General features: G+C 76.3%; 12 protein-coding genes and 2 pseudogenes. 8 read left to right on the top strand and 6 right to left on the bottom strand.

Annotation, left to right across the window (positions count from 1 at the left end; all coding sequences use genetic code 11):
- The first annotated feature begins 172 nt into the window (after positions 1–172).
- Both MUK52_RS03955 and MUK52_RS03950 read left to right on the top strand, forming a co-directional pair.
- Positions 173–1,501 carry a phosphatase PAP2 family protein gene (locus tag MUK52_RS03955; protein WP_502963619.1) on the top strand — a complete coding sequence of 443 codons (1,329 nt, stop codon included), beginning with the start codon at positions 173–175 and terminating at the stop codon, positions 1,499–1,501.
- Positions 1,502–2,033: 532 nt separating this feature from the next.
- Positions 2,034–3,155 (top strand): ABC transporter substrate-binding protein, encoded by a 1,122-nt coding sequence (locus tag MUK52_RS03950; RefSeq protein ID WP_284574656.1) that lies wholly within the window; start codon positions 2,034–2,036, stop codon positions 3,153–3,155.
- 25 nt (positions 3,156–3,180) lie between these two features.
- On the opposite strand, the gene MUK52_RS03945 is transcribed toward MUK52_RS03950, so the two are convergent.
- The 3 genes from MUK52_RS03945 to MUK52_RS03935 form a co-directional block, all read right to left on the bottom strand.
- Positions 3,181–4,026, bottom strand: coding sequence for a dioxygenase family protein (locus tag MUK52_RS03945; RefSeq protein WP_284574655.1), 846 nt, complete (start codon positions 4,024–4,026; stop codon positions 3,181–3,183).
- Between the two features lie 110 nt (positions 4,027–4,136).
- Entirely contained in the window at positions 4,137–5,054 is a 918-nt protein-coding gene (locus MUK52_RS03940; protein WP_284574653.1) for a helix-turn-helix transcriptional regulator, read from the bottom strand.
- A 101-nt stretch (positions 5,055–5,155) separates the two neighbouring features.
- Positions 5,156–5,776 (bottom strand): hypothetical protein, encoded by a 621-nt coding sequence (locus MUK52_RS03935; RefSeq protein ID WP_114055195.1) that lies wholly within the window; start codon positions 5,774–5,776, stop codon positions 5,156–5,158.
- A gap of 297 nt (positions 5,777–6,073) precedes the next feature.
- Between MUK52_RS03935 and MUK52_RS03930 the strand changes: the two genes are divergently transcribed.
- From MUK52_RS03930 to MUK52_RS03905, 6 genes and pseudogenes are all read left to right on the top strand, one after another.
- Positions 6,074–7,729, top strand: coding sequence for a sensor histidine kinase (locus MUK52_RS03930; protein ID WP_284574652.1), 1,656 nt, complete (start codon positions 6,074–6,076; stop codon positions 7,727–7,729).
- Positions 7,726–8,163, top strand: a complete 438-nt coding sequence (locus MUK52_RS03925; RefSeq protein WP_114055197.1) for a roadblock/LC7 domain-containing protein — start codon at positions 7,726–7,728, stop codon at positions 8,161–8,163. Before MUK52_RS03930 ends, MUK52_RS03925 begins: the two co-directional genes overlap by 4 nt.
- On the top strand, positions 8,160–8,519 hold the full coding sequence (locus MUK52_RS03920; protein ID WP_114055198.1) for a DUF742 domain-containing protein: 360 nt from the start codon (positions 8,160–8,162) through the stop codon (positions 8,517–8,519). Before MUK52_RS03925 ends, MUK52_RS03920 begins: the two co-directional genes overlap by 4 nt.
- The gene (locus tag MUK52_RS03915) at positions 8,500–9,150 is read left to right on the top strand and encodes a GTP-binding protein (RefSeq protein ID WP_114055199.1); all 651 of its coding nucleotides are present in this window, start codon (positions 8,500–8,502) and stop codon (positions 9,148–9,150) included. Before MUK52_RS03920 ends, MUK52_RS03915 begins: the two co-directional genes overlap by 20 nt.
- 69 nt (positions 9,151–9,219) lie before the next feature.
- Positions 9,220–9,567 (top strand): annotated as a pseudogene (locus tag MUK52_RS03910) (DUF6434 domain-containing protein); the annotation flags it as partial.
- A gap of 255 nt (positions 9,568–9,822) precedes the next feature.
- On the top strand, positions 9,823–10,848 hold the full coding sequence (locus tag MUK52_RS03905) for an enoyl-CoA hydratase/isomerase family protein (RefSeq protein ID WP_472912883.1): 1,026 nt from the start codon (positions 9,823–9,825) through the stop codon (positions 10,846–10,848).
- Here the strand turns inward: MUK52_RS03905 and MUK52_RS03900 are convergent.
- The 3 genes and pseudogenes from MUK52_RS03900 to MUK52_RS03890 all read right to left on the bottom strand — a co-directional run bounded on the left by MUK52_RS03900 (position 10,839) and on the right by MUK52_RS03890 (position 13,799).
- Entirely contained in the window at positions 10,839–11,762 is a 924-nt protein-coding gene (locus tag MUK52_RS03900; protein WP_284574647.1) for an SDR family oxidoreductase, read from the bottom strand. The genes MUK52_RS03905 and MUK52_RS03900 overlap by 10 nt on opposite strands.
- 9 nt (positions 11,763–11,771) lie before the next feature.
- Positions 11,772–13,375: pseudogene (locus MUK52_RS03895) on the bottom strand (molybdopterin-dependent oxidoreductase).
- Between the two features lie 67 nt (positions 13,376–13,442).
- Positions 13,443–13,799: a hypothetical protein gene (locus tag MUK52_RS03890; protein WP_284574645.1), complete on the bottom strand. Its 357-nt coding sequence runs from the start codon at positions 13,797–13,799 to the stop codon at positions 13,443–13,445.
- Positions 13,800–13,829 lie beyond the last annotated feature (30 nt).

Raw genomic sequence — 13,829 nt, 5'->3', positions numbered from 1 at the left:
AGGCCGTCTTCTCACTTTCCGGGGAGGCGGCCTTTCCCGTGTTCCGTGCCGCTGCGGCCGCCGTGGGGGCCGCTAGCATGTTCGGACTGTCCACGAGCACGTCGCACACATGAACATCGGCTGACAATTGATATCCACGGTTTCGCGAGCGTTTTCCCGCGCAGACGGCGCAATCCGATCCGCTGCACGGGGCAGGCCCCGGGTCCTGCTCTGGGCCGCCGTGGGTGCGGTTGCCCTGGTGTTCCTCGTTGCGCTCGAGTTCGCCGCGCGCCGGTACGGCGAGGTCGGGCCGCTCACCGCCCAGGCCCGGGAGGTGCTCTTCGCCCCCCGGTCGGGGACGGTGCTGTACGCCGCGATGGCGCTGATGATGGTGGTGCTCACGTGGCGGCAGCGGTTCGCCGCCGTCGGCGCCGCGATCGCCGTGGACCTCGCCCTGTGGCTCGTGCGGGCGCAGCTCGGCGCCGAGCAGATGGCCGGCAGCGGCGCCCTGTGGGTGACCCTCGCCTTCGCCGTGATCGCCGTCACCCGCCGCACCGGCCGGGAGCGGATGCTGCTGCTGAAGGGCGTCGGCCTCGCCCTGCTGCTCGTGGCCGGCCGCAAGACCGGCTACACGTGGCTGCTGCTCACCTCGGAGACGCGGCCGATGGTCCTCGACCAGTACGTCGCCGCCGCCGACCACGCCCTCGGCAATCCGTCGTGGGTCGCGGGCCGGATCGTGGAGGCCACCGGCGCGGCCGGGGCGCACGTCCTGGACTGGGTGTACGTCCAGCTCGCCGTGGCCGCCGTCGCGGTGGCCCTGTACCAGCTGCGCAACGTCGCCGCCGAGCGCCGCTTCCCCCGCCACCACCTGGTGCGCAGCTTCCTCGTCATCGGGCTGCTCGGGCCGGGCATCTACATGGTGTACCCGGTCGTCGGGCCGATCTTCGCGTACGGCGCCGACGGCGGGCAGTGGGCCCTCGCGGACCTGTGGCCGAACACGCCCCCGCCGGTCGCGGTCCCCCAGCCGATGCCCTTCGACGGGTTCACCCCGCGCAACTGCATGCCCAGCCTCCACACGGCCTGGGCCACGGCCATCTTCATCCACTCGCGCAGGGCCCCGCGGGCGCTGCGCTACGCAGGAACGTTTTGGCTGGTCGCCACCCTCGGCGCCACGCTCGGCTTCGGCTACCACTACGGCGCGGACATCATCGCCGGCGTCGTGTTCACGGTCACGATCGAGACGGCACTGCGCGCCTACGATCGCGGCTGGGACCCGCAGGGCGTCCGCCTCGCCGTGTACGGCACCGCGGTGTTCGCCGCGCTGCTCGCCTCGTACCGCTTCCTGCCGGTGGAAATGGCCGGGCTGCCGTGGCTGTTCGGGCCGCTGCTCCTGCTGGCGACCGGCTCCGTGGTCTACGGGTACGTCCGCACGATCCGGCGCTGGGAGCGCCAGGACGCCCCGGTGCACCTGCCGGCGCCGCGGCGCGAGCCGCAGCCCGAGCCCCAGCCCGAACCGGTCTGACCAGCCCCGCGGCCGCCGGGGGAGCCCGGCGGCCCAGGGCTCGTACGTGCCGCTCCGCACGCTCTACCAGGGCCCGGCCGGCACCGGCGGCCGGTGCGGCCGGGTGAGCACGGCGACGGCGAGGGCGTGCAGCCCCTGGGCGCCGAACGGCGGGCACCCCTCGACGGCGTGGTAAACCGTGGCGCCGAGCGCCCACAGGTCGTTGGCCGGGGTGGGGGCGCCGCGGACCGCGCCGCCCTGCTGCGGCGGAAAAGCTGCTGGTCGGCGCCGCGCCGGACACGGCCCGTGCCTCCCTGGCCGATGCGTTCGACGAGCCGGTACCGGCCGGCGACGAGTTCCGTGTCCTCTTCGGTCACGCGCACGCTCCAGGACCGGATTCCGGCCGATCTTGTGACGGTCCTACGACTCCCCGCCCGGCCGCCCGTAAAGCGGTTGCCCGCGGCCGGGCAGGCGGATCCAATGGCCGGCACGACCACCCCGGTGCCGCCCGCCGCGCCGCCGGGCCCGCACCGCCGCAGGGGAGACGCCGCCGATGCACACGCCACCGCCACCGCCGCCGCCCGGAGCCCGTCGCGCGGACGGCCCGCCCGTCCGCCTCGGCGCGCTCGTCCCGCTGACCCGGCCCGGTTGGACCGAGGCGGGCCGGCAGCTGCTCGCCGGGCTGGAGCTGGGCGTCCGGGACGTGAACGCCGCCGGCGGCATCGCCGGCCGGCCGCTGGAGCTCCTCGTCCGGGACACGGCGGCCGACCCCGTGCGGGCCGCGGCGGCCGTGGACGAGCTGGCAGGCCTCGGCGTCGCGGCGGTGGCGGGGGAGTACCACAGCGTGGCGGCCCGGGCGGCCGCTGTCCGGGCCGACGCCGCGGGCGTGCCGTTCCTCTGCTCGTCCGCGGTGCTCGACGAGCTCACCGACGGGCCCGCGCAGCAGGTCGCCCGCCTGGCACCGCCCCAGTCGCAGGGCTGGCGGACGTACGCCGACTTCCTCCTCGCCGCCGGGCGGCGGCGGATTGCCGTCGCATCCCAGCCGAGCGCCTACTGGGCCTCGGGGACGCGCATCCTGCGGGACCGCCTCGCCGCCGCGGGCGGCACCCTCCTCGCACTCGACGCGGACGCGCTCGCCCCCGGCGCCCTCTGCGACGCGCTCGCCGCGGACGGTGCCACGGCCCTGCTCCTGCTGGTCGGCCACCCGGAGCCTGCGGTGCCCGTCGTCCGGGCCGTCCGGGCCGACCGCCGCCTCGACGGCCTCCTGATCGGAGCCCCGGCCGGGCAGCCGGAGTTCGCCGGATGGGCCGCGGCGCTCGGCGCGGACGGCGCCGGGATCCCGTTCCTGCGCTACCTGCCCGACCGGCTCGGCCCGCTCGGCGAACGGGTCGCCGCGGAGCTGCGGGCCCGGCTGGGCGGAGCCCCCTCCTTCGTCGCCTTCGAAGGCTGGGACACCGCCGCCGTCCTCGCCGAGGCGCTGCGCACCCGCGGAACCGACAGGGCGGCTGTCGCCGGGGCGTGGCCGCACGTGTCGGTCGAGGGCACCCGGGGGCCGATCCGCTTCGCCCGCACCGCGGGCACCGGCGTGTGGCAGTGGGCGGGCGCGCCGGTCCAGGTCGCCGACCGGGACCCGGAGCGGCCCGACCGGTTCCGGGTCCGCCGCCGCACCGGGTGAACCGGGCACCGGACCCGGAGGCGGCCTACACCCGCCGCCACAGTGCCGGCGTCGCCGGCGGCTCCCAGCCGACGGTCGCCAGGTGCGCCTGCAGGCACGAGTAGGCCGCGCCGCCGTACGAGACCCGGTCCCCGGCCCGGTAGGTGCGGCCGGGGGTCCAGGCGCCCGCGGGCGGCTGGGAGCCCGTGGGCGACGGGGAGGGGCCGCCCTGGTCCACGTCGAGGACGAAGTCGAAGGTGCCCTCGCGTCCCGGGTCGCTCTGGCGGACGTTCATCAGCAGCCGCGCGTCGAAGATCGCGTCCGTGGCGTTGCGCGGCTCGCCGGGGAAGTACAGCTGCGTGGTCAGCACCCGCCCGCCGGGGGCCTGCGCCTTGACGTGGATGTGCCGGGTGCGGCCCGGGTAGAGGCCGGGGACGACGGTGCGGAGGGTGAAGGCCCCGCGTGCGTCGGTGAACTGGTGGCCGCGGAAGCCGTACCCGGCGTTGTCGTACGCGCCGTTCACGTCGGCCTGCCAGAAGTCGAGCAGGGCGCCCGCCACCGGCAGGCAGCTCCGGCCGAAGACGAACCCCGACACGGTGAGCGGGACGCCCGGCGTCCCCGGCGGGACCAGCGAGGTGCGCTGCGGGGAGTTCGGCTTGAAGTACGGGCCCTCGGTCTGCGGGATCGTCGGCGCGTCGCCGTCGTCGCAGGCCGGGGTCGGGTCCAGCGGGGCGCCGGACGCGGCGCTGCGGTCCCGGGCCAGGGCCGCGCCGCCGCCGACCAGCAGCGGGGTGACGCCGGCCAGGGCGGCCGCCTTGAGCACCGACTTGCGGCTGACGGCCCGGCGCTGCGGGTCCCGGGCGTCCTTGCCCGGGTCTTCGGGAGTGGGCATGCGTCGACTCCTTCCGGTTGTGGGGGCTGCGGGCCGGAACCGTGCCGCGGTGGGGCGCGACAGCGCCGCGGGCGGCGGCAACCCGCCGGTTCCGGCGCCGCGCTGCCAACCTAGGGGCCGGAATCGGGCGCCGCGATGGACGGGATCCGGGGATCGTGGTGATTTCCTGCGAGCCCGGCCCGGAACCCGCCGGGGGTCAGGCCGGTCTCGCGCCGGAAGAAGCGGCAGAAGTAGGACGGGTCCGCGAATCCCGCCTGCTGGGCGACCTGGCGTACCGTCATGTCCGTGCCTGCCAGCAGCCGTTTGGCCTCCAGCGTCTGCGCCCGCCGGATCAGCCCGCCGGGGGTCAGGCCCGTCGCCTGCTTCACCGCGGCGTGCAAATGTCCCGTGGAGACACCGAGTTCGCGGGCGCAGGCAGCCACCGTCAGCTGCGCCCCGCCCGGCCGCGCGGTGATCTTTGCGAAGGCCTCGGCGAGGCTGTCCCCCCGGTCGGCGGGCACGGCCGGCGGCGCGCCCGCCTCGGCGGCACGCGCGGCCTCCACGACCAGGATGTGCAGGTAGGCGCGGAGCACGCCTGCGTATCCGGACCGCAGGGCGCGGTATTCCTCCTCCATCGCGTCGACCAGGCCGGCGACGCGCGGGGCGTGCGCCCCCAGCGGGACCGTGGGCCGGCCGGCGAGCCGGCGCAGTGCCCGGGCGTCCTCGGGGTGTCCGCCGAGGAAGTCCTCGTGGAAGAGGACGACCTGCCCCGCCAGTCCCTCGGCCCCCTCCCAGTGGTGCACCTGGCCGGGGGTGATCACGCACAGGACGGGCGGGGCGAGGGGTCCGGGCACGAGGTCGAGGACGTGCCTGCCGGCGCCGCCGGTGACGTGGGCGATCTCGTGGAAGGTGTGCCGGTGGGGGAATCCGGCACGGGAGAGCGGGCCGATCGCGTCGAAGGAGCCGACGGCGAACGGCAGCAGGTGGGGCTGGGGCACCTGGAGGCGGTGCAGGGGCAGTTCGGCGGCGCTTCGGCCGGTGGGCTTCATGGGTCCTCCCGCATCAGGCGTCACGGCAGTGTGCGCCACCCGCGCAGGATTGGTACAGACCACCAGCCCGGGATGCCTGGCGCCCCGGCCCCCGCACCGCCTCAGCGGTGGTAGACCGATGCCTCGGCGAACGGCCGCGCCGCCGATGCCGGGACGGCGAGGACCGCCACCCAGGACCCGTCCGTGAACTCGATGTCCATGCGCCCCGTCTGCGCCGTCCCGCGCGGGCCCGCCCGCAGTGCGGAGACGGCCTGCCGCGGCACCTCCCAGAACTCCCGCATGACGGGCGTGGACCGCCACAGCGGGGTGACGTCCGCCAGGGCGAACCAGCGCCGGTCCGTGACGGCGAGGACCCCGCCCGCCGAGCCGTGGGCGTTCGCCCGGCTGACGAGGAAGCGGCCGGCCGCGCTCTCCCACCCGCCCTCCATGCCCGCCCCGTGCGGCGTCCGCGAGCCCGCCGCGTCCGGCCGGCGGACTGCGGAGTCCCCTGCGGCGGCGGGGCGCGGGTGGTGCGCGTCGGCCGCCCTCGCGTGGACGAACTGGCGCAGGGGGCGCGGGATCCGTGCCTCGATGCGCCGGGAGAGCGCCGGGGGCTCCGGCGGCGCAAGGAGCGACTCGGGCGGGTACGGCACGCCCGGGTCGAGTTCGAAGGCACAGGCGGCGACGAGCCGCTCGTCCTGCCGGAGGAAGTGCTGGGCCTGTTCGCGCGTCGCCTGGTTCAACGCGTGCGCTCCTGTTCCGTGCGGGTCCGTGAGGAGGCGAGCCGACGAGTGGCGGGGCTCTGCCGAAGATCATTCTGCCCCCGGGGGAACCACCGGTTCCGCGCGGGGTACCAGCCAGTAGCAAACCACGGGAAAACGGCCCCGACCGGCACACGGCCGGGTTTCGGACAGAAACGCAGGACTCAACCCGGTTGTACTGTCCGGATCATGACCTGCTGTCAAGTGCCGTGCACGGAGCCGCTAAGATTCCGGGCCGTTGTCCTATGATCATTCGCTTTCGATCGTTTGAGGGTTCTGATGGTTCGCGTGGGATCGTCGCCCGGTAGTCCAGGGGCCACCTCACCCGTCGTTTGGGCGCTTCCCGCCCTGGCGACCGCAGTTGCCGCGGCGATCGCCGTCGCAGCGGTCTCCGCACCCGCCCGCACGCCCGTCGCCTGGGTCGGCGCCGTCGCCTTCGCGGCGGTCGCCCTCGCCTGCGCCGTGGCCGCCAGGCGCAGCAGGGCCGTCGCCGTCCTGCGCGCCGCCGTCGCCGCACAGGAGGCGGCCCTCGCCCGGCAGCAGACCGAGACCGTCCGCCTGGCGCAGGAGCTCCTGCCGGACGTCGTCGAGCGCCTGCGCAAGGGAGAGTTCCCGGAGGAGGTGCTCGCCTCCCTGGAGGAGCCCGGCACCCACGGACCCGGGCTCACCCCGGAGTTCCGCGCCGCCCACCAGGCCGTGCTGCGCTCCGTCCTGGAGGCCGTCGTCGCCGAGGAGGACCTGCGCGACTCCGCGCAGCGCGCCTTCGTCAACATCGCACGCCGCGTCCAGGCCATCGTCCACCAGCAGGCGCAGGAACTGCGCGACATGGAGGACCGCCACGGCCGCAGCCCCGACGTCTTCGGCGACCTCCTGCGCCTCGACCACGGCACCGCGCTCATCGGGCGCCTCGCCGACTCCATCGCCGTCCTCGGCGGCGCCCGCCCCGGCCGCCAGTGGTCCAAGGCCGTCCCGCTCTACAGCGTGCTCCGCGGCGCCATGTCCCGGATCATCGACTACCAGCGCGTGGAGCTCCACTCGGTCTCCCAGGTCGCCGTGGTCGGCCCGGCGGTCGAACCGCTCATCCACGCCCTCGCCGAGCTCCTCGACAACGCCACCCGCTACTCGCCGCCGCAGACCAAGGTCCACCTGACCGCCGTCGACGTGAACTCGGGCATCGCCGTCGAGATCGAGGACGGCGGCGTCAGCATGAGCGAGGAGGCCCGCAGGCGCGCCGAGCGGATGCTGCGCCAGGCACAGGAGGGCATCGACCTCGCCGACCTCGGCGAGACGCCCCGCCTGGGCCTCGCGGTCGTCGGCCGGCTCTCGCAGGCCTACGACTTCCAGGTCTCGCTGCGCGCGTCGGCGTACGGCGGCGTCCGCGCCGTCCTCGTCATCCCGCAGACCCTGATCACCGCCAGTGCCTCGGCGAGCGGCGTCGCCCACGGCATCGGCACCGCCTCCGGCCCCCGGGCCGCGCTGCCCGTCGGCGGGGCCGAGACCCTGCCCCCCGCCGCCCCCGAGGCGCTGCCCGCCGCGGTCGAGGACCGGTCCGCCGCCGGGGAGCACGCGGCGGCCTCCGACGACGCGCCCGCCGCGGTCCGCCCGCCGGCCGCCGGCCGCCCCGCGACCGGCCCCCGGCATCCCGAGGACGACGAGGTGCCCCTGGTCACCGAGCGGACCGCGACCGGCCTCCCGCAGCGCCGCCGCCGCACCCGCGCGGCGGCCCCGGACGAGACCGCCGCGGCCCCGTCCGCGGCGCCGGCCGCACCCGCCACGGCCGCCGCACCCGCACCCGAACCCGGCATGTGGCTGGCCGCCTTCCAGGGCGGCCTCACCGGGGACAGCAGCAGCAAGACCGTCCCGAGCCGCCGTGCCGCAGCAAGCCCGAACACAGACGCCTCGCCTAACACGGCGAGCAAGGGGGAACAGCCATGAGTCAGCAGCAGAGCAACATGGACTGGATGCTCAAGGACCTGGCCGAAAGCGTTCCGCAGACCCGCCACGTCATCGTCCTGTCCGCCGACGGCCTGCGCATGGCCCAGTACGGCACGGAGACCGACACCGCCGACCGGCTCGCCGCCGCCTGCGCCGGACTCCAGAGCCTCGCCGGCGCCGTCGCCGCCGAACTCCCGCACAGCAGCGGCCGGATGCGGCTCGTCGTGATCGAGATGGACGGCGGGTTCTTCTACCTGATGGCGGCCGGCGCGGGCGCCTACCTGGCCGTCCTGGCCGACGAGGGAGTCGACGCAGGCCTGATGGGCCAGCGCATGCGCGACCTGGTCGCCCGTATCGGCGAGCACCTGAGCAGCCCGCCGCGGGCCGGAGACGCCTCCGGAGCCACCGCGCCCGGGGGAGGGCTGACCGCGTGAGCAACCCGGGCCGGGACTGGGAAGACGGCACTCCCGAGCGGCTCTACGTGATCACGGGTGGGCGGAGCGGACCGGTGTCCCCGGTCCCGCTCGACCTCGTCACCCTGATCATCGCCAAGTCGGGGCCCAGGCCCGGGATGCAACCCGAGCACGCAGCGATCATGAGGATGTGCAGGTCACCGCTGTCGGTGGCCGAGATCTCCGCGTACCTCGCGCTGCCGGTCAGCGTGGTCACCGTCCTGCTGGGCGACCTGGTCACCGCCGGCCACGTGCTCTCACGCCCGCCCGTCGCCCCCGCCAAACTCCCCGACCTGGCACTGATAGAGGCAGTCATCGATGGACTACGCAAGCTCTGAGCCGCCGCCCACGGCCCCCCACCGCGGTCATCCCCCGGCCGGCCCCCGGAGCGAGGACGCCCTCCCCGCCACGGCGGCGGCCGCCGTCAAGGTGGTCATCGTCGGCGGCTTCGGCGTCGGCAAGACGACCCTGGTCGGCTCCGTGAGCGAGATCCGCCCGCTCACCACCGAGGAGACGATGACGCAGGCAGGCGTCGGAGTCGACGACACGGCCGGGGTGGAGCGCAAGACCTCCACCACCGTGGCCATGGACTTCGGCCGCATCAGCATCAACGAGGAACTGGTGCTGTACCTCTTCGGCACCCCCGGACAGCAGCGCTTCTGGTTCCTGTGGCGCGGACTGTTCGAGGGCGCCCTCGGCGCGGTGGTCCTGGTCGACACCCGCCGGCTGGAGGTCAGCTTCGACGTCATCGGGCGCCTGGAGGAGCGCGGTGTGCCCTTCGTCGTCGCCGTCAACGCCTTCCCCGACGCGCCCGAGCACCCGCTGGAGGAGCTGCGCGCCGCGCTCGACCTGCCCGAGTCGGTCCCGCTCGTCGTCTGCGACGCCCGCCGCCGCGACTCCAGCCGCGACGTCCTCATGACCCTGATGCGCTACCTGCACTCCCTCGCCGCAACCCCGGAGGCCCGGTAGGCGCGCCCGTCCGGCCGGAAGGGCGCCGGGTCGCGGCGGAGGCGTGTCCGGCGCCCCTATGATGCGAACATGCGTACGAACGAGGGGGAGGGGCGGCCCTCCCTGACAGCCGAACTGACCGGTGCCGAGTTGCAGCGCTGGTACTGGACACTGGCCGAGCTCACCGCGCTCGCCCGGGCCATGGGGCTCTCCTCCGGCGGCGGCAAGGCCGCCGTGACCGCGCGGCTGGCCGCCGCACTCGACGGCCGCCCGGCCGCCGAACCGGTCCGGCCCGCCCCCCGCAGGGCGGGCCGGCAGCTCGCCGCGCCCGTCGACGGCCGTACGGCCATCCCGCCGGGCCAGCGGTGCAGCCAGGTCCTCAGGGAGTTCTTCACCCGCGAGATCGGGCCGTCCTTCCACTTCGACGCAGCCATGCGGGACTACATCGCCCAGGGAGCCGGCCGCACCCTCGCCGAGGCCGTCGCCCACTGGCACACCACCCGCACCGCCGCCGCCCGACCCCAGGAGATCGGCGGCCAGTTCGAGTTCAACCGCTTCCTGCGCGACTGGCACGCCCGCCACCCCGGCAGGCCCCGCGCCGAGGCCCTGGCCGCCTGGCGGGCCCACCGCTCCCGCCCCCGCAGCCGACCGTCCATACTGGCTGCCGTGAACAGCGAAGACGCCGCCGACCACATCCTGGCCCACCGGCAGGGGCGCACCGGGGTGGTCACCCTCAACCGCCCCCGGGCCCTGAACGCCCTCACACACCCCATGGTGCTGCGCATGGAGGAGGTCCTCCGCGCCTGGGCGGACGACCCGGAGGTGGAGCAGGTCCTCGTCCGCGGCGCCGGCGACCGCGGCCTGTGCGCGGGCGGCGACATCCGGGCCATCCACGACGACGCCAAGGCGGGCACCTCCGCCTCGGCCGCCTTCTGGCGCGACGAGTACCGGCTCAACGCGCTCATCGCCCGCTACCCCAAGCCGTACGTCGCCTTCATGGACGGCATCACCATGGGCGGCGGCGTCGGCGTGTCCGCCCACGGCAGCGTCCGCATCGTCACCGAGCGCTCCCGCGTCGCCATGCCGGAGACCGGCATCGGCTTCGTCCCCGACGTGGGCGGCACCTGGCTGCTCTCCCGCGCCCCCGGCCGGCTCGGCACCCACCTCGCGCTCACCGGCTCGGCCGTCGGCGCCGCCGACGCGCTGCTGTGCGGCCTCGCCGACCACCACGTGCCCGCGGAACGCCTCCCCGACCTGGCCGCCGCCCTCGCCGAGGCCCCCGCCCGCGAGGCCGTCGCGCGGTTCGCCACCGAACCCGCCCCGGGCGTCCTCGCCGCCCGGCGGCACTGGATCGACCGCTGCCACGCCGCCGACACCGTCGAGGAGACCCTCGACCGGCTCCTCGCCGAGGACGACCCGGCCGCGAAGGAGGCCGCCGAGGCGCTCCTCGCCAAGTCGCCGACCGCGCTGAAGGCCACCCTCGCCGCGATGCGCCGCACCGCCGCCCTCACCTCGCTGGAGGAGGCCCTCGCCCAGGAGTACCGGGTCTCCTGCAACGCCCTGCGCTCACCCGACCTCGTCGAGGGCATCCGCGCCCAGGTCGTCGACAAGGACCGCACCCCGCGCTGGAACCCCGCCGCGCTCGCCGACGTGTCCGACGCCGACGTGGCCCGGTTCTTCGAGCCGCCCGCCGACGCGGCCGCGGCGGATCAGCGGTAGCCGGCGGTGTCCGCCGGCAGGCCCGGATCCTGCACCTCGACCAGGTACCGCCAGGCGTCCGGCCGGCTCCCGTCCAGGTCCGTGAACCCGTACACCCGGGCGAGCTGCCCGCTGGAGAGCGACTGCCCGTTCCAGCGGGCGGCCTCCGGGTCGGCGGCGAGCGCGGCGACCGCCCGGCCCACGTACGCGGGGCTCTCCGAGATCGCGAAGTGCGGGACCCGCTCCAGTGCGTCCCGCCAGTTCGCCTCGGTCACCCCGAAGGTGTCGAGCATCATCTCCGAGCGCAGCCAGCCCGGCGTCAGCGCGACCGCCGTCGCCCCGCGCGGGCCCAGCTCGTGCCCCAGCGCGAACGCCATCCGCAGCACCGCCGACTTCGCGATGTCGTAGAAGAACGACACGCGGTACCGGCTCGCGTTGTACTCGGCGGTCCCGTCCGTCATCTCCACCACCAGTCCGCCCGGCCGCCGCAGCAGCAGCGGCATCGCGAAGTGGCTGGTGATGGCGTGGGTGTCGACGGCGAGCCGCAGCAGCCGCAGCCCGTTGTCCAGGTCGTGGTCCCACACGGTGCCGTCCCACTCGAACAGCAGCTCGCCGCCCCAGATGTCGTTCACCAGCACGTCCAGGCGCCCCTGTTCGGCGTCGATCCGCCGGACCAGGGCCTCCACCTGCTCGGGCACCAGGTGGTCGGCGACGACCGCGATTCCCTTCCCGCCCGCCGCCGTGACCAGCTCCGCGGTCTCCTCCACCGTCTCCGGCCGGTCGTACTCCGAGCGCCGGCCGCGCGTGCTGCGCCCCGTCACGTACACCGTCGCGCCCTGCGCGCCCAGTTCGACCGCGATGCCGCGCCCCGCGCCCCGCGTCGCACCGGCGACCAAGGCGACCTTCCCGTCAAGCGTCTGCTGTGTCTGCGCCATGCCCCGACCCTATGCCGCCCCGCCCCATCCGGGGGGCACGACGTCCACGGCCACCGTGTGCAGGCCCGTCGCCCCGTCGGGCAGGACCGGGGCGCGGGCCGCCGTCTGCACGGCCCCCGTGCCGTCCACCGCCCGCACCTGGAGCGTGTGCCGCCCGGGGGATGCCTCCCACGGCCACGACCACAGCCGCCAGGTGTCCACCCCGTCCGCTGCGGCGAGCCGGGCCTGCTGCCAGGGGCCGCCGTCGACCCGCACCTCCACCCGGGAGATGCCGCGGTGCTGCGCCCACGCCACGCCGGCCACCGCGATCCGGCCCGCCACGGGCCGGGCGGACGGGCGGGGGGTGTCGATCCGGGACTGCGTCTTGACGGGCGCCCGCGCCGCCCAGGACCGGCGCACCCAGTACGCGTCGTACGCGGCGAACGTCGTCAGCCGCAGCTCCCGCAGCCACTTGCAGGCCGACACGTACCCGTACAGCCCCGGTACGACCATCCGGACGGGGAATCCGTGCGCGAACGGCAGCGGCTCGCCGTTCATCCCGACGGCGAGGAGCGCCTCCCGGCCGTCCATGACGGTCTCGACCGGCGTGCCCAGCGTCATCCCGTCCACCGACCGCGCCACCAGCTGGTCGGCAGGGCCGCCCTCCGACGGCGGCCGTACGCCGGCCTCGCGCAGCAGGTCGGCCAGGCGGACGCCGAGCCAGCGGGCGTTGCCCGCGTACGGGCCGCCGACCTCGTTCGACACGCACGTCAGGGTGATGTCGTGCTCCACGAGCGGACGTTGCAGCAGCTCGCGCAGGTCCAGTTCCAGCGGGCGGGCGACGCCCTCGCCGTGGATCCGCAGCCGCCACGCGCCCGCGTCCACCCGCGGCACCACCAGGGCGGTGTCCACCCGGTAGAACTCCCGGTTCGGGGTGAAGAACCGGGACGCCCCCGGCACCCGGGGGTCGACGCCGGGCGGAACCGGCGGCGCGGGCACCGCGGCCGGCGGCAGGACCAGCGCGGCCCGGGAGGCCGTGGCCTCGGCCGAGCCGTGCGCGCCGAGCCGGCGGCCGGCGTACCCGGCGACCGCCGAGGCGGCGAGGACGCCCGCCGCGAGCCGCCCGAAGCGGCGCCGGTCCATCGCCCGCGCACCGCCGGGCGGCGCACCCGCGGGACCGGGCCGGCGCAGGGCGCGGACGAGCCCGTAGAGCACCGCAGCGGCGGCGAGGGCCCCCGCCGCCGACGGCAGCGCGTCCTGCCAGGAGGCCCCGGCCGGCCCAGGGCGGCCGCCCCCCAGGAGCCCGACGCCCGCGGCGGCGGCCGCGCCGCCCGCGGGCGGTGCGCGGCGAGCACGCCGGCCGCCGCGGCGACCGCGGCGAGGACGAGCAGGATCCCGGCGGCCAGCAGCGGCTTGTCGGCGGTCCCGAACGTGCGGACCGCCCACTCCTTCACCGCCGCCGGGGCGAGGTCGACGAGCGTGCCTCCCACCGCGGCCACGGGGGCCGCCTCGGGGCGGACCGCCGCCGCGGCCAGCTCCGCCGCGGCCAGGCCCGCGCACGCCGCGAGCAGCCCGCAGGCGGCGCCCCCGAGGAGGAGGCGCCGCCGCCCGGATACCGTCTTCCCGCCCGCCATGTGCAGTCCGTCCGCCGACCGGCCACCCGACGCTTCCAGTGTCCCGCCGCGCGCTCCCTCCGGCGGCTCACACGCGCGGGTTGCCCTCCGCCGCGACGCGCTCGGCCGCCTGCCGGGCCACCGCCTCCAGCCGGTCCTCCGCGTCCGGTCCGCGGCCCTCGGCCGGGCCGGACAGGCGCGCGGCGAGCCCGCCGCGCTTGCGGAGCTCCACCACCCCGTCCGTCAGCAGCTCGACCGGATCGCCGGGCTGCGGCACGCCCGGCACCCGCCCGGCGCCCTCCCGGGACGGGTCCGGCACCCGCTCACCGGCGGCAGGCGGGGCCGGCGGCGGCGCGGCGGCCTCCCGGCCCTCGGCGGCCGGTGCCCCCTGCGCGGGGCCCTCCTGCCCGGACCGGCCGGGCCGCTCGTGTCCGGTGTGGGACATGCTCGCTGCACTCCTGCTCGTGTCATGCCG

It is taken from the genome of Streptomyces sp. 2P-4 (assembly GCF_030167965.1).
GTDB lineage: Bacteria > Actinomycetota > Actinomycetes > Streptomycetales > Streptomycetaceae > Streptomyces > Streptomyces globosus_A.
This window is presented reverse-complemented; position numbering and strand designations above follow the sequence as displayed.